General features: G+C 61.8%; 19 protein-coding genes, 1 tRNA gene and 1 pseudogene. 12 read left to right on the top strand and 9 right to left on the bottom strand.

The annotated features are described in order from the left end of the window. From ACNFCJ_RS21615 to ACNFCJ_RS21580, 8 genes and pseudogenes are all read right to left on the bottom strand, one after another. A pseudogene (locus ACNFCJ_RS21615) lies at nucleotides 1–237 on the bottom strand (IS21 family transposase); the annotation flags it as partial. A gap of 112 nt (nucleotides 238–349) precedes the next feature. Next, on the bottom strand, nucleotides 350–742 hold the full coding sequence (locus ACNFCJ_RS21610; protein ID WP_416773560.1) for an AAA family ATPase: 393 nt from the start codon (nucleotides 740–742) through the stop codon (nucleotides 350–352). Further along, nucleotides 739–981 carry a hypothetical protein gene (locus tag ACNFCJ_RS21605; protein WP_021490488.1) on the bottom strand — a complete coding sequence of 81 codons (243 nt, stop codon included), beginning with the start codon at nucleotides 979–981 and terminating at the stop codon, nucleotides 739–741. Before ACNFCJ_RS21605 ends, ACNFCJ_RS21610 begins: the two co-directional genes overlap by 4 nt. A 236-nt stretch (nucleotides 982–1,217) precedes the next feature. Further along, a complete protein-coding gene (locus ACNFCJ_RS21600; protein ID WP_416773559.1) occupies nucleotides 1,218–2,306 on the bottom strand; it encodes a tyrosine-type recombinase/integrase in 1,089 nt (362 codons plus the stop codon). A 318-nt stretch (nucleotides 2,307–2,624) separates the two neighbouring features. Beyond that, nucleotides 2,625–2,700: transfer RNA gene (locus tag ACNFCJ_RS21595), tRNA-Phe, on the bottom strand. Nucleotides 2,701–2,888: 188 nt separating this feature from the next. Next, complete coding sequence (locus tag ACNFCJ_RS21590) at nucleotides 2,889–3,161, bottom strand: oxidative damage protection protein (protein ID WP_021490485.1); 273 nt, start codon at nucleotides 3,159–3,161, stop codon at nucleotides 2,889–2,891. Beyond that, nucleotides 3,158–4,225 carry an A/G-specific adenine glycosylase gene (gene mutY, locus ACNFCJ_RS21585; RefSeq protein WP_416773558.1) on the bottom strand — a complete coding sequence of 356 codons (1,068 nt, stop codon included), beginning with the start codon at nucleotides 4,223–4,225 and terminating at the stop codon, nucleotides 3,158–3,160. Before mutY ends, ACNFCJ_RS21590 begins: the two co-directional genes overlap by 4 nt. Then, nucleotides 4,222–6,447, bottom strand: a complete 2,226-nt coding sequence (locus ACNFCJ_RS21580) for an AsmA family protein (RefSeq protein ID WP_416773556.1) — start codon at nucleotides 6,445–6,447, stop codon at nucleotides 4,222–4,224. Before ACNFCJ_RS21580 ends, mutY begins: the two co-directional genes overlap by 4 nt. 376 nt (nucleotides 6,448–6,823) lie before the next feature. On the opposite strand from ACNFCJ_RS21580, the gene ACNFCJ_RS21575 reads away from it, so the two are divergent. The 6 genes from ACNFCJ_RS21575 (at nucleotide 6,824) to hisF (ending at nucleotide 11,737) form a co-directional block, all read left to right on the top strand. Beyond that, entirely contained in the window at nucleotides 6,824–8,482 is a 1,659-nt protein-coding gene (locus tag ACNFCJ_RS21575; protein WP_416773554.1) for an OFA family MFS transporter, read from the top strand. A gap of 145 nt (nucleotides 8,483–8,627) precedes the next feature. Beyond that, nucleotides 8,628–9,221: an imidazoleglycerol-phosphate dehydratase HisB gene (hisB, locus tag ACNFCJ_RS21570; protein ID WP_099526028.1), complete on the top strand. Its 594-nt coding sequence runs from the start codon at nucleotides 8,628–8,630 to the stop codon at nucleotides 9,219–9,221. Beyond that, a complete protein-coding gene (gene hisH / locus ACNFCJ_RS21565; protein WP_416773552.1) occupies nucleotides 9,222–9,860 on the top strand; it encodes an imidazole glycerol phosphate synthase subunit HisH in 639 nt (212 codons plus the stop codon). Then, nucleotides 9,860–10,114 carry a DUF2164 domain-containing protein gene (locus tag ACNFCJ_RS21560; RefSeq protein WP_416773550.1) on the top strand — a complete coding sequence of 85 codons (255 nt, stop codon included), beginning with the start codon at nucleotides 9,860–9,862 and terminating at the stop codon, nucleotides 10,112–10,114. Before hisH ends, ACNFCJ_RS21560 begins: the two co-directional genes overlap by 1 nt. Before the next feature lie 37 nt (nucleotides 10,115–10,151). Further along, on the top strand, nucleotides 10,152–10,889 hold the full coding sequence (gene hisA, locus ACNFCJ_RS21555; protein WP_179574778.1) for a 1-(5-phosphoribosyl)-5-[(5-phosphoribosylamino)methylideneamino]imidazole-4-carboxamide isomerase: 738 nt from the start codon (nucleotides 10,152–10,154) through the stop codon (nucleotides 10,887–10,889). A gap of 77 nt (nucleotides 10,890–10,966) precedes the next feature. Then, complete coding sequence (hisF, locus tag ACNFCJ_RS21550) at nucleotides 10,967–11,737, top strand: imidazole glycerol phosphate synthase subunit HisF (protein ID WP_106733382.1); 771 nt, start codon at nucleotides 10,967–10,969, stop codon at nucleotides 11,735–11,737. 219 nt (nucleotides 11,738–11,956) lie between these two features. Here hisF and ACNFCJ_RS21545 read toward each other — a convergent pair whose 3' ends face one another. After that, nucleotides 11,957–12,853, bottom strand: a complete 897-nt coding sequence (locus ACNFCJ_RS21545) for a helix-turn-helix domain-containing protein (RefSeq protein ID WP_075750549.1) — start codon at nucleotides 12,851–12,853, stop codon at nucleotides 11,957–11,959. A 312-nt stretch (nucleotides 12,854–13,165) separates the two neighbouring features. Between ACNFCJ_RS21545 and ACNFCJ_RS21540 the strand changes: the two genes are divergently transcribed. The 6 genes from ACNFCJ_RS21540 to ACNFCJ_RS21515 are packed head-to-tail and all read left to right on the top strand — an operon-like array spanning nucleotide 13,166 to nucleotide 18,504. After that, a complete protein-coding gene (locus ACNFCJ_RS21540) occupies nucleotides 13,166–13,777 on the top strand; it encodes a TRAP transporter small permease (protein WP_075750547.1) in 612 nt (203 codons plus the stop codon). Beyond that, on the top strand, nucleotides 13,774–15,048 hold the full coding sequence (locus ACNFCJ_RS21535; RefSeq protein ID WP_416773549.1) for a TRAP transporter large permease: 1,275 nt from the start codon (nucleotides 13,774–13,776) through the stop codon (nucleotides 15,046–15,048). The genes ACNFCJ_RS21540 and ACNFCJ_RS21535 overlap by 4 nt, the downstream gene beginning before the upstream one ends. 32 nt (nucleotides 15,049–15,080) lie before the next feature. Further along, nucleotides 15,081–16,076, top strand: coding sequence for a TRAP transporter substrate-binding protein (locus tag ACNFCJ_RS21530; protein ID WP_075750545.1), 996 nt, complete (start codon nucleotides 15,081–15,083; stop codon nucleotides 16,074–16,076). A 14-nt stretch (nucleotides 16,077–16,090) separates the two neighbouring features. Then, complete coding sequence (locus ACNFCJ_RS21525) at nucleotides 16,091–16,516, top strand: MaoC family dehydratase (RefSeq protein ID WP_075750543.1); 426 nt, start codon at nucleotides 16,091–16,093, stop codon at nucleotides 16,514–16,516. Nucleotides 16,517–16,526: 10 nt separating this feature from the next. Next, entirely contained in the window at nucleotides 16,527–17,321 is a 795-nt protein-coding gene (locus ACNFCJ_RS21520) for an enoyl-CoA hydratase/isomerase family protein (RefSeq protein ID WP_416773547.1), read from the top strand. After that, nucleotides 17,314–18,504: an acyl-CoA dehydrogenase family protein gene (locus tag ACNFCJ_RS21515; RefSeq protein ID WP_416773545.1), complete on the top strand. Its 1,191-nt coding sequence runs from the start codon at nucleotides 17,314–17,316 to the stop codon at nucleotides 18,502–18,504. The genes ACNFCJ_RS21520 and ACNFCJ_RS21515 overlap by 8 nt, the downstream gene beginning before the upstream one ends. The last annotated feature ends 1 nt before the right edge of the window (nucleotide 18,505 follow it).

The following is an 18,505-nucleotide window of genomic DNA, read 5'->3' as shown; positions in this document are numbered from 1 at the left end:
CGCCTTGGCACTGCGCCGCTGTTGCTTGGGGCGCAGCGAATCGGCTTTTAGCGCCTGCTCTAGCGTGGCGTGAAAAGGGCTGAGTTTGTTAAAGATCGCGCGGCGTTGGTAGACCGGCGGCTTGGCCTCAGGTGCTCTGACCCACTTGCGAATCGTGTTGCGCGCCAACCCGGTGCGCTTGGCTATCTCATGCAGCGACAGCTTGTCGCGGAAATACATCCGGCGGATTTTGCCCATCATTTCCATACTGATCACCCTGTGTTCTCCTGCTCAAAAATTGAGCAGAAGCAGTTGAACACCTGGGTCAGTTTTCAGTCGGCAGAACAGCCTCTACTGGGTCAGTTTTCGGTCAGCGGCAACACTCATGGAGCAGCGAGAAATCTCGGGCTGGGTTGAATGGCTGGAGTTCGCCATGCTCGTTCTGGCGTCCGCTGACGAAAAAAACCGAGTTTAGATCCGCTCCTGCTGCGATTAGGCGGGGTGTGAGAGTGTCTTCAATATCATCCTCAGCGGACCATATAAACGTCTTGCCGGGGCCACGGCTTGAGGCTCCATCTGGCCAGGCTGCTCCAATAGAGTTAATCGCTGCTAGAGATAGGGCTAGAGTCGTTTTTCCGCATCCGCCTGCCCCGGCTAGGATGCTGATTTTTCCGCGAGCTATCCATTTGTCCCAGAGCCATGAGATGGGCTGTGGTACTACGTTCGCTGCAGGGGTCAGAACTGCTTGATACCTGCTGCTCATTCGGATGCCTCTTCGCCGGCAATGATCCCAGCCACCTCTACGGTGACGAAGTAGATGCGTCTCCCGATCTTTTTGCGTGCCTTGCGCATCGCCGCCGCAGAGGGTTCAGGACTTTTGTTGAGCCACTGCCTGAATGGCTCGGTCGGCCTATGCAGCGCAGCAGCGAGCATTTCCGCTGTCATCATTGCACCGTAACGCGCCTGAAGGGTCTCGTTGAGGGTCTGTGCCTGTGGGGTCATAGTGGTGCTCCGTTGTGTTAATACCCCTAATAGCTGGTGGCTAGTGAACAAAAACGGGTAAAAACCGGTAAGCACCCGAAAAAATATGTAGCTACCTCATCTCGCTCGAGGGCCTTGAGAGCCTGCGTACCTTGCGCATCTTGAGCGCCTTGCACATCTTGAGCGTCTTGCCGCTGGCTAGCTGAGCTTTCTTGCGACAAAAAAGGGGGCCGTAGCCCCCTGTGATGTCCATTCTTTCAGCGTTTGATTCGATCAAGTATGTCGACCAACGTTTCTCCGCGTAGGTGTGTGTATCGCTTCAGCATTTGCATGGATCTGTGCCCGCTGATCGCTGCTGTCTGCTGATCAGTGACCCCTGCAGAAATCAGTCGGCTGATGGCTTCGTGCCTGAGGTCGTGAAACCGAAAGTCGGACATGCCAAGACGTGTTTTTATGTCTCGCCAGGGCTTGTTGAAGATATAAGGACGACGCACGTCGTCCCGACCTGGCTCTCCGAAGAATACGAGATTGGTGTCCTTGGGGCGGGGGAAGGCCAATGCAAGTCGCATGACTTCCGTTGCGCGCTTGCTTAGGGGGACGAGCCTTACATCCCCATTCTTGGTGTCTGGCAGCATGATGACGCGCCTCTGCAGGTCTACTTGCTCCACAGTGATGCCTGAGGCCTCTCCCAAGCGCATAGCGCTTTCCAGGGCCAGTTCTACGATCCACCCTAAAAAAGGGTTTGGATAGGCTCTAACTGCTTCCAGTAGCCTGTCCTCTTCATCTGCCTGTAGTCGACGATTTCGCCCTCTGCCAGGACTGGGTTTGCGCACACCAGTGATTGGGTTATGAGTCAGGCCAATGTGCCACTCCTGAATTGCTGTCGTGAACAGGTGGCTTAGCAGTGCAAGCTCGTGACGTACGGTGCTGGCGCTGACCTTGCGCTTAGGCGTAGCAGGGTTGTTCGATTTGACTTGAGTGTTTTCATTGAGACGCTTGTCGCGGTAGCTAGCAATAACGTCTGGCGTCAGGGCGGCCAGGGAGTAAGAGCCGAGGATCCGAATCAGAGGCTTCGATTTCGTTTTCTCTGACTTCTGGGTGGATTCGCTTTTTGTGGTGGAAACCTCGGCTAGGTAGCGCTCCATTGCCATGCGCAAGGTGGTTTTTTCCGAGGCTACGCGGTGGATGTAGACGCGACGACTCATCTCATCTTCCACACCTTTTGCCCAGCTCTCTGCATCCCTCTTGATCCGGAAGGTCTTGCTTACGGTGGGGTAGCCGTTACGGCGTACGACGGCTTTGTACTTCGTGCCTCTTTTGCCTGTAATTTTGGCGAGCGTTGCCATTTCTTCATCCCTCGATCTGATGGGAGCGGCCAGGCATCGCTTTGGAGGCTTCTGGCAGCATCGAAGGGAATAGCTGGGAGTTGGTGAACAATTCCTGTGGGCGATGCCAGCGGAAAAGCGCGCCATCAAGCGTCAAATGTGCAGAGGGAATAACAACGTCATACGAGCTGAGCGTGTGAGATTCGAGTAGAGCTGGGGGGAGATGCTTGGGGAGTGTTTTCATCGTTGCTCCAGAGTACTGAGCATCGGCGATGTACCGAAACTGTACCTCTGGAGCAAGGAACTGAACCTAGCATTGCGCTAAGTCCTTGAAATTCTTGGTGCCCAGGGACGGAATCGAACCGCCGACACGGGGATTTTCAATCCCCTGCTCTACCAACTGAGCTACCTGGGCCAACGGGGCGCTATTAGACGGATTTGAAGGGTCAGTGTCAAGCGCTGGTTTGAAAAATATTTAATTATTTCGGGCGCTTAGGTTCGTGAGGGGTAGGGTGCGCCGTGCGCACCGCTATCGAGAGCCCGGCGGCCGGTGTGCAGAGTTACCAGTCCTTGTCGCGGCTAAAGCCCCTCCCACAGTTGCCGTCACTCGCTCGGCGGTACGTAGCCTTCGGCTTGGGCGTATTCCTCGCCGGAGAGGAACTTGTCCATCTCGGCCTGGAGGAACTTGCGGTCTTCGGCGTTCATCATGTTCAGGCGACGCTCGTTGATCAGCATGGTCTGGTGCTTTTGCCACTCGTCCCAGGCCTGCTTGGAAACATTGGTGAAGATGTCTTCGCCTTTGGGGCCGGGGTAGGGCGCGCGATCCAGGCCGGGCAGTTCCTGTTTGTATTTGCGGCACTGTACGGTGCGGGTCATATCGGTTCTCCAGCGGTAATGGCTTGCGCCGCGCGCTTGAGCAGCTTCTTTACCGGGGCGGCGAGGCCCAGGCGCGGCGGGGTGGCGAGGTTATACCAGAGCCAGTCGGCCTCGGCCACGCGGCCTGGCTGTTCGGTTGCCTCGATCAGCCAGGGTTCGATGGCCAGTTGGAAGTGGCTGAAGGTGTGGGTCAGGCCTTCCAGCTCGTGGCGTTCGCCGAGTTCGAGCTGTTGTTGCCCGGCGAGGTCTGCGAGCTGATCGAGATCGTCCAGCTCCGGCAGGCTCCACAGTCCGCCCCACAGCCCGGTGGAGGGGCGGCGATAGAGCAGGATGTCACCGGCAGCGTTGACCAGCAGCGGCATCAGCGTGCGTTTCTGCGGCAGTGCCTTGCGCGGCTTGGACACCGGGTAGCGGATTTCCAGGCCGAGCAGGTGCGCCTGACAGCCGCTGCGCACCGGGCACAGTAGGCAGGTGGGTTTGCTGCGTGTGCAGAGGGTGGCGCCGAGGTCCATCATCGCCTGGGTGTAGTGGTTGACCCGTTCGTGCGGGGTGAAGCGCTCGGCGACATTCCACAGCTGTTTGGCTACTTTCGGCTCGCCAGGATAGCCCTCCTGCGCCACGTAGCGCGCCAGCACACGCTTGACGTTGCCGTCGAGGATCGGCGCACGCACGCCCATGCTCAGGCTGGCGATGGCGCCGGCGGTGGAGCGACCAATGCCGGGCAGTTCGCTGAGCGCCTCTACGCTGCGCGGGAACTCGCCACCGTGCTCACGCATGACGATCTGTGCGGTCTTCTGCAGGTTGCGCGCGCGGGTGTAGTAACCCAGGCCGGTCCACAGGTGCAGCACTTCGTCTTCCGGCGCTTCGGCCAGGTCCTTCACGGTCGGCAGCGCGGCCATGAAGCGATCGAAATAGCCGAGCACGGTGCTGACCTGGGTCTGCTGCAGCATGATTTCCGATACCCAGACGCGATACGGCGTGATGTTCTGCTGCCAGGGCAGATCCTTGCGCCCGTGCTGGTCGTACCAGGCCAGCACGGCGCCGTTGAACTGCTCGGGGCTCATCGGTTGAACAGGCCCTTGAGTGCGTCTTTCAGATCCGGGCTGACCTTGTCGCCGAGCTTCTCTTCCAGCTTCTCGGTCAGCTTGTTGCCGGCCAGGCGTGCGGCGATCTTGCCGAGGCCGTCCTGGTCCAGGCGGCAGGCCTTGGCGCCCAGTTCCAGCGGGCCGCGGCAACGCAGCGGCCATTCGATGCCGACGTAGCGCTCGTTGACCTGGCAGGCCGGATCGGGCATTTCGCGCTGGTCACCTTCCAGGGTGATGCCGACCTTGTAGTCGAGGCCGAGCACGCGCAGGTCGAGGTCGCCGTTGCCGCTCACCGCCAGGCCGGGCACCAGGGCCTTGAGGTCCGGGTTGTGGGCGACGCCGTCGCGCACGCTGAGGCTGCCCTTGAGTTCGCGGAAGGGAGTGTCCTTGCCGCTCGGCGGGTTGCTCAGCGCCTTGCGGTTGAGGGTGGCGATGCCGCGGCACAGCTGCTGTTCGAGGTTGGCGTCGACCAGCACGCCGTCGTTGAGGACGAAGCTGGCATTGCCGTTGAGCGCCTCGATCCAGGCCTTCTGGCTGTTGCCGCGGGTGTTGAACTTGGCATCCAGGTCGAGCAGGCCCTTGATCGGCGAAGGCTGATCGTCCTTCTTCAGCAGCGGTTCCAGCGGCATGCGGCTGACGCGCTGTTCCAGGCTGAGCATCGGCTCGGCCTGGCGCACGTCGATGCGACCGCTGCTGACGAAGCTGCCGCCTTGCAGTTTGCCGCGTGCCTCTTCCACGGTGATCAGACCGCCACGGCCATTGGCCTTGAGATTGACGTCGCTGAGCTGATGCTTGTCGTAGGTGAGCTGGGCGAGGCTGAGCGCCAGTTGCAGGTCGAGCTTGCGCAGCTGGTCCACCGGCAGCACTTTCTCGTCGCTCCACGCCTGTTGGGTGGGTTTGTTGGGCAGTGGGGTGGAGCCGTCCTTGCCGGCGCCGGCGATGCTGTCCTTGACCTCGGCCTTGCGTGCGGCTGCGGCGCTGTCCTGGGTTTTGGGCGGCAGGTAACGGTTCAGATCGAGCTTGTCACCCTTGAGGTCAGCGCGCAGGGCCTGCTTGGCAAAGTCGCTTACGCCGAGGTTGCCGCTGAAGGTGCTGCCGTCGAGCTTGAGGTTGAGCTCTTCGAACATCATGCCTTTGCTCGAACCGTTGAGGCGGCTGACCAGTTCGAACTGGCTAAGGCTATCGCTGGCCTGCATAGCCGGCAGTTCGACCCCGACACCGTCGAGGAACTCGCGCAGGTTGAGCGAGGCGATGGACAGCCCGCCGGAGATCTTCGCGTCCTTGTCCAGTTCGCGCGCCTTGATTTCGCCAAGGGCGCGCAATTGGTTGGCGGAGAGCTTGAGGCCATTCCACTCGGCGACGTTGGCGGCCAGGTCGACCAGCAGTTGGCCCTGGGCGGAGAAATTCAGGGTCTTGCCCTTGAGCGGCTCGCCCGAGGCTTCGCCAGCCAGTTTCAGGTCTTCGAACTGGTAGCGCTTGAGCGCGCGGTCGAAGCGCAGCTGGCCTTCAACCTCGCTGCGTGCACGCAGCACTGGCTGGTTGGTGCCGAAGAAGGCGCTGAGCTTGACCGGGATGCTGGCGCCTTCGCGGATGGCGCCGGTTTTCAGCTCGATATTCTCGACGGTGAATTGCTGACCTTTCTGCGCGTCGCTGTAGTCGATGCGCGAGTTGCTCAGGGTCAGGCTGTCGATATCCAGCTTGACCGGCTGGCCGGCTGGTTTGTCACTCGGCTGGCTTGGCGGCGTTTCTTCGCTCGGCGCCGGCTCGCTGGGCGTTTGCTGTGGCGCACTGGCCTGGGCCGGGCGGCCAACGCCTTCCCAGTTGCCATGGCCTTTGTCGTCACGCTGCAGGTTGAGGTTGAGGCCGTCGACGCGGATGTCGCTCATCTGCACTTCCTTGCGCAGCAGCGGCATCACGCGGACGGAAAGGCCGATCATGCGCAGGTCGGCGAACGGTTTGTCCGGGGTGTCGGCGCTGGCCAGGGTGGCGTCGGTCAGCTCCAGGCCCAGCCAGGGGAACAGGCTCCAGCCGATGTCGCCCCTGAGCTGCAGCTCGAGGTTGGCCTTGTCGCGGGCGATCTGGCGGATCTCGTCCTTGTAGTCGTTGGGATCGAACAGATGAGTCAGAGCGAACAGCAGCGCCACTATGATCAGCAGCAAGCCGAGAAAGAAAAGGCCCAGGATCTTGCCTAACGCTTTCATGGACGGGTCCTTGGTTTCGAGAGCTGGAATGGCGGTGTGCAGAAGACTGCCGATTATAGCGTCATGCCGCCATGTCCAGGCGCCTGCTTGAGGCGCTGAACAGGGATCGGCTCGAGCTTGGATCGGAATAGGTTCGAGCGGTTCCCCGCAGCTGCGCCGTGCCGCGGATTGGCAGTGGTATCGACGCCATCTATCACGCAATAGATGAGGTCTTTTGAGTTTTTGCGTAAAAAGCAAAAAATCTGCATGAATTGATAAAAATTGACTTCTTGCGCGGCGATTTGTCGCGCCCCGGTGCTACTCTCCGCAAGCTTTTACCTCGGCGAGCTGGCGCTATTGCCATTGCTTGCTCGTAACCATAAGAAGAGACCTACCTATGACTGACGCCTTTGCATTGGATGGTGCTGCTGCGAAGCCGGCATTCCTGTCCAAGGAAAGCATCATCGCGCGCCCCGGTTTCAACCGTTGGCTGGTTCCGCCAGCCGCTCTCGCCATTCACCTGTGTATCGGTATGGCCTACGGCTTCTCGGTATTCTGGCTGCCGCTATCCAAGGCGGTCGGTATCACCGCTGCCACGGCTTGTGCCCCGGAAATGGGCTTCTTCGAGCAGATCTTCGCCAGCAACTGCGACTGGCAGATCTCCATGCTCGGCTGGATCTACACCCTGTTCTTCGTTTTCCTCGGCTGCTCGGCTGCCATCTGGGGTGGCTGGCTGGAGCACGCTGGCCCGCGCAAGGCGGGTGTGGTTTCCGCGCTGTGCTGGTGCGGCGGTCTGCTGATTTCCGCGCTGGGTATCTATACCCATCAGATCTGGCTGCTATGGCTGGGCTCGGGGGTAATCGGTGGTATCGGTCTCGGCCTGGGTTACATCTCGCCGGTTTCGACCCTGATCAAGTGGTTCCCGGATAAGCGCGGTATGGCCACCGGCATGGCGATCATGGGCTTCGGCGGTGGTGCGATGGTCGGTGCACCGCTGGCGGCAATCCTGATGAATCACTTCGCCTCGGCTGAAGGTGTTGGCGTGTGGCAGAGCTTCGTGGTCATGGCGGTGATCTACTTCATCTTCATGATGGGCGGCGCGCTGTCCTACCGCGTACCGCCCACCGGCTGGAAGCCGGCAGGCTGGACCGCGCCGGCAGCCAAGGCCAACAACGCGATGATCACCAAGGGTCACGTGCACGTTAATACTGCGTGGAAGACTCCGCAGTTCTGGCTGGTCTGGGCTGTGCTGTGCCTGAACGTGTCGGCCGGTATCGGCATCATCGGCATGGCTTCGCCGCTGCTGCAGGAAGTCTTCGCCGGCAAGCTGATCGGTATCGACCTGGCATTCAACGAACTGAACGCCGCGCAACTGGCCGAGATCGCCGCGATTGCCGCCGGCTTCACCGGTCTGCTCAGTCTGTTCAACATCGGCGGCCGCTTCTTCTGGGCCTCCTGCTCGGACTTCATCGGGCGCAAGGGCACGTACTTCGTGTTCTTCGGCCTGGGCTTCGCGCTCTACGCCGCTGTACCGATGTTGGGTCACCTGGGCAGCCTGGCGCTGTTCGTGCTGGCGTTCTGCATCATCCTGTCGATGTACGGCGGCGGTTTCGCCACCGTGCCGGCTTACCTGGCCGACCTGTTCGGCACGCAGATGGTCGGTGCGATCCACGGTCGCCTGCTGACCGCCTGGGCGGTGGCTGGTGTGCTCGGTCCGGTGCTGGTCAACTACCTGCGCGAATACCAGTTGAGCATCGGTGTGGAGAAGGCCGCGGCCTATGACATCACCCTGTACATCCTCGCCGGCCTGCTGGTGCTGGGCTTTATCTGCAACGCCCTGGTGCGTCCGGTGGCGCCGAAGTACTTCATGACCGAGGCCGAGCTGGCCGCCGAACGCGCCCATGGCGAGAAATCGACACCGGCAGCGAGCGAGCTGGAGTGGTCGGCTGACCCGTCGAGCAAGCCGGTGGCAGTCGCTGCCTGGCTGGTGGTGGGCATTCCGCTGGCTTGGGGTGTGTGGATCACCCTGCAGAAGACCGTCGTGCTGTTCCAGTAACGTCGTGCTTGTGAAAAGCCCGCGCAGGCCTGGGGCCTGCGCGGGCTTTTTCGTTTCTGTCCGTCCGACCATCGCCGGTAGCCGTTGCCGCCCCGGCACGCCTATAATGCGGGCCTTTTTCCGTTAGTAATTCGTGGAGCTGGTGATGGCCGAACGTACGGCATTCGTCGAGCGCAATACCCTGGAGACCCAGGTCAAGGTCTCGATCAACCTGGATGGCACCGGCAAGGCCAAGTTTGACATTGGTGTGCCTTTTCTCGAGCACATGCTCGACCAGATCGCCCGTCATGGTCTGATCGACCTCGATATCGAGTGCAAGGGCGATCTGCATATCGACGATCACCACACCGTCGAAGACGTCGGCATTACCCTCGGCCAGGCTTTTACCAAGGCCATTGGCGACAAGAAGGGCATGACCCGTTACGGCCATTCCTACGTGCCGCTGGACGAAGCGCTGTCGCGCGTGGTGATCGACTTCTCCGGGCGTCCGGGCCTGCAGATGCACGTGCCGTTCACCCGCGCGGTGGTCGGTAACTTCGATGTCGACCTGTTCCAGGAGTTCTTCCAGGGCTTCGTCAACCATGCCCTGGTCAGCCTGCACATCGACAACCTGCGTGGGCACAACACCCACCACCAGATCGAGACCGTGTTCAAGGCCTTCGGCCGCGCGCTGCGCATGGCTGTCGAGCTGGACCCGCGCATGGCCGGGCAGATGCCGTCGACCAAGGGCTGCCTGTAAATGCAGACGGTAGCCGTAATCGACTATGGCATGGGCAACCTGCACTCGGTGGCCAAGGCGCTGGAGCATGTCGGCGCTGGCCGTGTGCTGGTGACCTCGGATGCCAAGGTGATCCGCGAAGCGGACCGCGTGGTATTCCCCGGTGTCGGCGCGATCCGCGACTGCATGGCCGAGATCAAGCGCCTGGGCTTCGATGAGCTGGTGCGTGAAGTCAGTGCCGACCGTCCGTTCCTCGGCATCTGCGTCGGCATGCAGGCGCTGCTCGAGCGCAGCGAGGAGAACGACGGCGTCGATTGCATCGGTCTGTTCCCCGGTCAGGTGCGCTTCTTCGGCAAGGATCTGAGCGAGGACGGTGAGCGCCTGAAGGTGCCGCACATGGGCTGGAACGAAGTGGCGCAGGCGGTCAAGCATCCGCTCTGGCACGACATTCCCGACCACGCGCGCTTCTACTTCGTGCACAGCTATTACATCGAAGCCCTCAAGCCGCAGCAGGTGGTCGGTCGCGGTCACTATGGCAAGGACTTCGCCGCGGCGCTGGCCGAAGGTTCGCGCTTCGCCGTGCAGTTCCACCCGGAGAAGAGCCATACCCATGGACTGCAACTGCTGCAGAACTTCGCCGCCTGGGATGGTCGCTGGTAATGGCCCGCAGTAAGGTCCCCAGTCTCGCGCTCGATCCTGCCCAGGAACAGGCCGCGCTGCTGATGCTGCAGCGCTTTCTCGACGAGCGTTTCGAGCTGCAGCTGGGCACCTTCGAAGTACAGGAAGTCCTCGACCAGATCACTCGCGAGCTGGCGCCGCACTATTACAACAAGGCGATTCTCGATGTGCAGGCGTACCTGAAAGACAGGTTCGAGAGCATCGAGAGCGACCTCTGGGCGCTCGAGAAGAGCTGAGCGCCTTACCGAATTCAAACTTGAGCAGGTTCAACCGATGCTGATTATCCCCGCTATCGATCTCAAGGACGGCGCTTGCGTGCGTCTGCGTCAGGGCCGTATGGAAGACTCCACGGTGTTCTCCGATGATCCGGTGAGCATGGCCGCCAAGTGGGTCGAGGGCGGTTGCCGCCGTCTGCACCTGGTCGATCTCAACGGCGCCTTCGAAGGCCAGCCGGTCAACGGTGAAGTGGTCACCGCCATCGCCAAGCGCTACCCGACCCTGCCGATCCAGATCGGCGGCGGCATCCGCACCCTGGAGACCATTGAGCACTACGTGCGCGCCGGCGTCAGCTACGTGATCATCGGCACCAAGGCCGTCAAAGAGCCCGAGTTCGTTGCCGAGGCGTGCAAGGCCTTCCCTGGCAAGGTGATCGTGGGTCTGGATGCCAAGGACGGTTTCGTCGCTACCGACGGTTGGGCAGAAGTGTCCAGCGTGCAGGCGACCGACCTGGCCAAGCGCTTCGAGGCTGACGGTGTGTCCGCCATCGTTTATACCGACATCGCCAAAGACGGCATGATGCAGGGCTGCAACGTCGAAGCGACCGCCGCGCTGGCTGCCGCCAGCCGCATCCCTGTGATCGCTTCCGGTGGTATCCACAACCTCAGCGATATCGAGAAGCTGCTGCTGGCGCGTTCGCCCGGCATCATCGGCGCCATCACCGGCCGTGCCATCTACGAAGGCACCCTGGATGTGGCCGAGGCGCAGGCCTTCTGCGACAACTTCAAGGGTTAAACCGTAGGGCGGGTGAAACCCGCCACCACTGACGCAATCTTTATCGGTGGGTTGCACCCACCCTACGGGAGCTCCGTATGGCACTGGCTAAACGCATCATCCCTTGCCTGGACGTGGACAACGGCCGCGTGGTCAAGGGCGTCAAGTTCGAGAACATCCGCGATGCCGGTGACCCGGTGGAAATCGCTCGTCGCTACGATGAGCAGGGTGCCGACGAGATCACCTTCCTCGATATCACCGCCAGCGTCGATGGCCGTGACACCACCCTGCACACCGTCGAACGCATGGCCAGCCAGGTGTTCATCCCGCTGACTGTCGGTGGCGGCGTGCGCACCGTGCAGGACATTCGCAACCTGCTCAATGCCGGTGCCGACAAGGTATCGATCAACACTGCCGCCGTATTCAACCCTGAGTTCGTCGGTGAGGCCGCTGCACGTTTCGGCTCGCAGTGCATCGTTGTCGCCATCGACGCCAAGCGTGTTTCCGCGCCGGGCGAGCCGGGCCGCTGGGAAATCTTCACCCATGGCGGGCGCAAACCGACCGGCCTGGATGCCGTGATGTGGGCGCGCAAGATGGAAGAGCTGGGCGCCGGTGAGATCTTACTGACCAGCATGGATCAGGATGGCGTCAAGAGCGGCTACGACCTGGGCGTGACCCGCGCCATCAGCGAGGCCGTGCGCGTGCCGGTGATCGCCTCTGGTGGCGTCGGCAACCTGCAGCACCTGGCCGACGGCATCCTCGAAGGCAAGGCCGATGCCGTGCTGGCCGCGAGCATCTTCCATTTCGGCGAGTACACCGTGCCGGAAGCCAAGGCCTACCTGGCCAGTCGCGGTATCGTGGTGCGCTGAGCCGTCGAGGCCTCGCAGTATTGCTGTGGGGCGCTTCAGCGGTAACCGGGAGTGGGTGAGCCTTTCACACTGCGGCTGCTGAAGCCCTTCCACACGTTGCCCGAGTCACATCCCCCAAGCCCCGAATACGCGCCATGCTCAGGACGTGGAGATCGCGGGGTGGTGGACGGATGAAGCGTCGCCCACCCGCGACAGGCCCTTCCACCTGTAATCGCCGACTCAGGCGTTCAGTGCTTCGTCGGCATGCATGCTGCGTTTGAACTCCGAGGGCGACTGCCCCACCTTTTTCTTGAAGAAGCGGCTGAAGTAAGCCGGATCCTCGAAACCCAGGCGCGTTGCCACGGTGGCGATGTTGAATTCGGAGTGGGCCAGCAGACGCTTGGCTTCCAGCGCCAGGCGGTGCTGAATGACCTCGGTGGCGGTCAGCCCTTCGGCGGCCTTGGTCGCCTCGGAGAGCCTGCGCTCGGTGATATGCAGCATCGAGGCGAATCGCCCTGCACTGACCAGAGTGATCGGCTCCTTCTCCAGCAGATTGCGAAAGCGCCTCGCCAGCACGATGTTCGGCGAGGCATGGTCCTGGATGTCAGTCACGCTGATCAGCCGCGCAGCGTGCAGGAAGAAGATGTGCAGGTAGGAGCGGATGATGTCGTGGTAGCCCGTGCGCTCGCCGCGGTACTCCTCCTCGATCCTGTCGATGACTCGTTGTAGCTGGGCGGCGACATCGTCGGTCAGGTACAGCGCCTGGATCGGATCGGCCATGCGGAAGAACGGAATGTCGCTGATCGCCACATCGTTGCGCATGTTCAGCAGGAAGTACTCCGCGCTGAAATTGAGGTTGTAGCCGGTGGTGTCGTCGGACAGTTCGAAGTCGTGGATCTGTCCCGGCATCATGAAGAACAGGGTGTTGGGTTTCACGCAATAACGCACTGAGTCGATGATGTGCGTACCTGACCCGTGGGTGACCCAGATGACGTGGAAAAAATCATGTCGATGGGGGTAGGGCAGGATGTTCATGCGGTGTTGCATGCGGGCGAAATCGAACGTCGCCGACTTCACCGATTCACCGAAGTCCCTGATTTTGTACGTCGGAATGCTGCAGCAATTGCACGCATACATGGCTCGCTCTCTTGCCCTTTTGGCTTTTGTTTTTGTTAGGAAAGTTTTGCTGTGCGAGCGCGGCGGCCGAGGCCTTTCCGCACCGTCTGACAGTGAGTTGAACACAGACTTGGACAATTAGTACAGGCAAACCTCCCCCTGGAAAAAAGTCCAAGAATGCCGTGGTTTTTGTCCTAACGACCCCCGTAAAGGCGTTCCTATACTCGCCTCCATCGATGTTCCAGATGCCCTGATCCATAACGACGCCGGGACTGGAAGCTGCCATTCGGCTGGCTGTCTCCGCCCTGCGAAAACCCGCGAGAGAAAACTGCGATGAATAATAAGAACAAGACATTGGCATTCGACGAGACAGGAGGGAAAGGGGCGAGCCCGCGCTTCGATCCGCTTGCCGTCGTCGACCGTCTCAACGACCTCGTTACCCGCCTCTGCGGTATCGCCATGCTGGTCATGGTGCTCTGCGTGGTCACCGGGATTCTCACCCGCTTTGTCTTCAGTCATCTGCAGTACGACCTCGCTACGCCATGGACCGAGGAAGTGTCGCGCTACCTGATGATCTGGGTGGTTTTCCTCGGTGCCGCGATCGCTGCGCGCAAGGGCAAGCTGATCGGTGTGCAGGTGTTGATCTACGCCCTGCCGCGCAAGTTCGGCGCTGGCCTCAAGTACCTGTCGATCCTGCTTTCCCTAGGCTTCTACCTGATTCTTATCTGGGTTGGCCTGGCCTGGGCCGAGCTCGGCAGCACCCAGGGTTCTCCGGTCATGGAGATGCCCATGGTGGTGACCTATTCGGCGATGTCGGTGGGCTTCAGCCTCTCCGTGCTCAACACCCTGGCGCTGGTCTATGAGGCCTGGCATTCGCGGGACGGCATTCTCGGCGCCGAAGAGGACGACGAAGTCGTCACGGCGCTGGCGGAGGGCAAGGCATGATCGGCATTCTCTTCATCTCTCTGCTGGTGCTGATGTTCATCGGCGTACCGATCGCCATCGCACTGGGTGCATCCTCGATGGTGGTGCTGAGCTACCAGGGCATGCCCTTCATCACTGTGGCGCAGAGCATTTTCGAATCCCTCGATTCGTTCAGCCTGATGGCCATTCCGTTCTTCATCCTTGCCGGCAACCTGATGCAGTCCGGCGGCATCGCCAAGCGCCTGGTCAACCTGGCCAACGCCATTCTTGGCTGGATTCGCGGTGGCCTTGGCGGCGTCGTGGTACTGACTTCGATGTTCTTCTCGACCATGTCCGGTTCGTCCTCGGCGACTACCGCGGCGGTCGGCTCGGTGCTGATCCCGGCGATGGAGAAGAAGGGTTATCCGCGTCCCTTCGGTGCTGCGGTGGCGGCCAGTTCCGGTGAGCTGGGCGCGATCATTCCGCCGTCGATCCCGATGATCGTCTACGCCCTGACCGCCAACGTCTCGGTGGCCTCGATCTTCCTCGCTGGCATCCTGCCCGGTCTGCTGGTTGGCTTCTCGCTGATCGTCTGCACCTGCCTGATTGCCCGGATACGCAACTACGACATGATCGAACCGATCACCCTGCGCCAATGGACGGTCGGTGTGCTGGTCGCGCTCAAGCAGTCGTTCTTCGCGATCCTCATGCCAATGGTCATTCTCGGCGGCATCTACAGCGGCATGTTCACCCCGACCGAAGCCTCGGTGGTGGCGGTGGTGTATGGCCTGGTGGTGGGGTTGTTCATCTACCGCGAACTGACCTGGCGTGATCTGCTGGACGTGTTCGGCCGCTCCGCAGTGACCTCGGCGATCATCCTGATCATCGTCGCCTTCGCCGCGATCTTCGCCTACATGCTGACCATCAACCGTGTGCCGCACATGCTCGGCACGCTGATCACCGGCATTTCCGACAACCCACTGGTGTTCCTGCTGATCGTCAACGTGTCGCTGTTCCTGATCGGCATGTTCCTCGAGACCCTGGCAGCGATCATCATCCTCGCGCCGATCCTGGCCCCCGCGGCCGCACAGTTCGGCATCGAACCGGTGCACTTCGCTTGCATCATGGTGGTCAACCTGGCGGTCGGCATGGTCACCCCACCGGTCGGCGTCAACCTGTTTGTCGCCTGTCAGGTAGCCAACGTGCGCATGGAACAACTGATGCGCCCGCTGTTCTTGTTCCTCAGCGTGCTGATTCTGGACGTGATGATCATCACCTACGTGCCAGCGCTGTCCACCTGGTTCCTGCCCTGAGCCCTCCATACAACAACAATAGGAGAATCACCATGAAACCCATCATCCGCTCATTCGCGAGCTGCCTGTGCGCCCCGGCGCTGCTGTTCGCCGCCGGCTCCGCCTCGGCGTTGACCCTCAACCTCGGCCACACCCTGGCGCCAGAAAGCCATTACCAGGTGATGGCGGAAAAACTCGGCGAACTGGTCGAACAGAAGTCGGCTGGCGACATCACCATCAACACCTTCCCGCAGTCGCAACTGGGCGGCGAGGTGAAGATGATCCAGTCGGCCCGCACCGGCGCCCTGGATATGTTCATCACGGCCCAGGCGCCTCTGACCTCGACGGTCAAGGCCTTCAGCTTCTTTGACGTACCTTACCTGTTCGATGGGCTGGACCAGGCCAACGCCGCGCTGGCCGGGCCGCTGGGCACGCACTTCCTCGACATGCTGCCGAAGTACAACCTGGTCGGTCTGGGCTGGCTGTCGGTCATGGAGCGCAATGTGTTCGCCTCCAGGCCGGTCGACGGCGAGCAGGGCATGCATGGCCTCAAACTGCGCGTGATGCAGTCGCCCGGCTACGTGAAGACCTACGAGTCGCTGGGCGTTCAGCCCACGCCCATGGCTTACGGCGAGCTGTACATCGCGCTGCAGCAAGGGGTGATCGACGGTGCCGATACCTCGCCCGATCAGTTCGTGATGGACAAGTTCACCGAGGTCAGCAAGTTCTACAGCATCACCCGGGTGCATTACCTGCCGGGCCTGCTGGTGGTCTCCAAGCGCCGCTGGGATTCGCTGAGCGATGAGCAGAAGGGCTGGCTGCAGGAGGCCGCCGACGAAGCGCTGGCCTATGGCATCGAGTACTACAAACGCTCCTATGACGAGTCCATCGAGCGCATGCAGGCGAGCGGCGTGACCGTGGTCCGGACCGATGTGGCGCCACTGCGCGAGCGGACCACCAAGGTCCGTGAGCAGCTCATCGATCAGGTGCCCGATGGCCGCAAGCTCTTCGAGCTGCTGGAAACCTCCACCCAAGCCACGCAACCGTGAAGGAGGGCGCCGTCATGCAAGCCAGAGCCAATATGGAACGCTACGCCATGGGCGACATCGAGCGGTTCTCCAAGACCGTGGGTGAGTCGGACGTCTACCTGTTCGCCGGCATCGTTGGCGACTTCTACGGCGTGCACCTGAACGAGGAGTTCGCCAAGCAGACGCGCTTCGGCAAGCGCATCGCGCAGGGTGCCCTGTCGATCGGCTTCATCGCCACGGTGATGGGCTACCTGGCAGCCCGCGCCGAAGGGCCGGGAGCGGTGTCCTACCGCTACGACATCACCTTCCGCGCCCCGGTGTTCATCGGTGAGACGGTGAACGTGCAGCTGGAACTGGTCGAGAAGAATCTCGAACGCAGCATCTGCGTCTTCAAGGCCACCGTCCTCAACCAGGATGGCGTCACCGTCGCCGATGGGCAGACGTACCTAAAAGTTCTGTGAGCGAAAACCTATGAACGATCCGCGAAACGATAGCGGCGGGGTTAGTGTGCGCCGCGAAGGGCCGGTGGCCGTACTCGCCATCGACCGGGTGCACAAGCACAACGCCCTCAGTCCGGTGATCCTGCAGCAACTCGACACGCAGTTGACGCTGCTGCAGGACGCTCCCGAGGTGCGCGTGCTGGTGCTGACTGGTGAAGGCGAGCGCGCCTTCATCGCCGGTAACGACATCGAACACCTGGCCCAGGTCGAGGCTCACGAGGCGTTCGCCCTGATGGAGTCCGGCCAGCGCCTGGTGAGCCGCCTGCGCAACTACTCCAAGCCCGTGGTGGCGATGATCAACGGCTACGCCCTGGGCGGGGGCCTGGAGCTGGCGCTGGCGTGCGACTTCATTGTCGCCTCGCGCCGGGCCAGCTTCGGTTTCCCGGAAATTCGCCTGAACACTTTTCCCGGCTGGGGCGGCACGCAGTTGGCGGTGCGCGCGATCGGTCTGGCCCGGGCCAAGGAAATGATCATGAGCGGCCGTCGCTACAGCGCCGAAGAGGCCTGGGAAATGGGCCTGGTCAATCGGCTCTGCGACCCGGCGGGCCTGCGCCGGGAAACGCTGGCGTTCGCCACCTCGCTGATCGAGCGCGACGCCACGTGCCTGAGCCTGGCCAAGCGCCTGTGCAACGGGGCCGAGGACTGGACCTTTGCCGATGGCCTGGCCAGCGAAGCGGCCCTGTATGGAGTGAATTTCAGCCGGGAACAGGCGCGTGACGGTTTGCGCGCTTTCCTTGGCAAGAGTGGAGAACGCAACAATGGCTGAGTTACTTGCAACCGCGTTGAGCTCGCTGCCTATGGGGCTGAGCGATGAACACGCAATGATCCGCGAATCCGCTCGGCGTTTTGCCGAGGAGCATATTGCCCCCATTGCCGCCGAGCTCTGGGAGGAGCAGGGCTTTCCCTATGCGGTCTGGCGCGAGGCTGCGCAGCACGGCTTCAGTGGTCTGCCCTACGCCGAGCAGGATGGCGGCGCTGGCGGCGACTGGCTGTCGTTCGTCATCGTGCTGGAGGAGTTCGCCCGCGTCGACTGCGCCATCGCCAATGCCTTCATGGCCAACTCCAGCGTTGCCACGTTACTCGCCGAGTTTGGCGATGCGACCCAGAAAGCCACCTGGCTGCGGCCAATCCTCCAGGGCGAAGCGATTGGCGCAATCGCCCTCACCGAGCCAAACGCCGGTTCCGATGCTGCCGCCATCCGTACCCGAGCCGAACGTGACGGCGACGGCTGGCGGTTGAACGGGGCCAAGACCTTCATCAGCAATTCCGGCACCGAGATCACCGGCCCCATCGTGGTCGCGGCAGTCACCGGCACCCGTCCGGACGGGCGCAAGGCAATTTCCAATCTGGTGGTGCCCGACGGCACGCCTGGCCTGAGTTACGGGCGCAAACTGAACAAGATCGGCTGGCGTGCGTCGAGCACCTACGAGCTGTTCTTCGACGATTGCCGCATCCCTGCCGGCAACCTGCTCGGTGTCGAGGGCGCGGGGCTGCGCCAGACCCTTGGCACGGTCACCGGCGGACGCATCCTGATCGCCGCGCTGGCCCTGGGCATCCTCCAGGGCTCTCTGGATCGAGCCCACGCCTACCTGCGTGAGCGCAGTGCCTTTGGTGCGCGCCTGGAATTCTTTCAGTCACTGCAATTCAAGCTCGCCGACATGGCCCGCGACACCTACACCGCGCGCCTGGCGATCTACGACGCGGCACGGCGCAAGGACGCCGGCCAGCCCTACGCCCTGGAGGCCTCGATCGCCAAGCTGCACGCCAGCGAATGTGCGATGCGCGCGGCGCACCAGGCAGTACAGATCCACGGCGGCTACGGCATCTGCAGCGAATTCGCCGTTGCCCGCGCTTTTGGCGACGCCAAGGTGCTGGAAATCGTCGAGGGCACCTCGGAAATCCAGCGACAGATCATTGCCCGGGCCATGGGCCTGGCACAGGAGGGTTGAA

The sequence above is a fragment of the Pseudomonas sp. NY15364 genome (genome assembly GCF_048068235.1).
Lineage (GTDB): Bacteria > Pseudomonadota > Gammaproteobacteria > Pseudomonadales > Pseudomonadaceae > Aquipseudomonas > Aquipseudomonas mendocina_D.
Note: the sequence above shows the minus strand (reverse complement) of the source record. Positions and strands in the feature narration are given on the sequence as shown.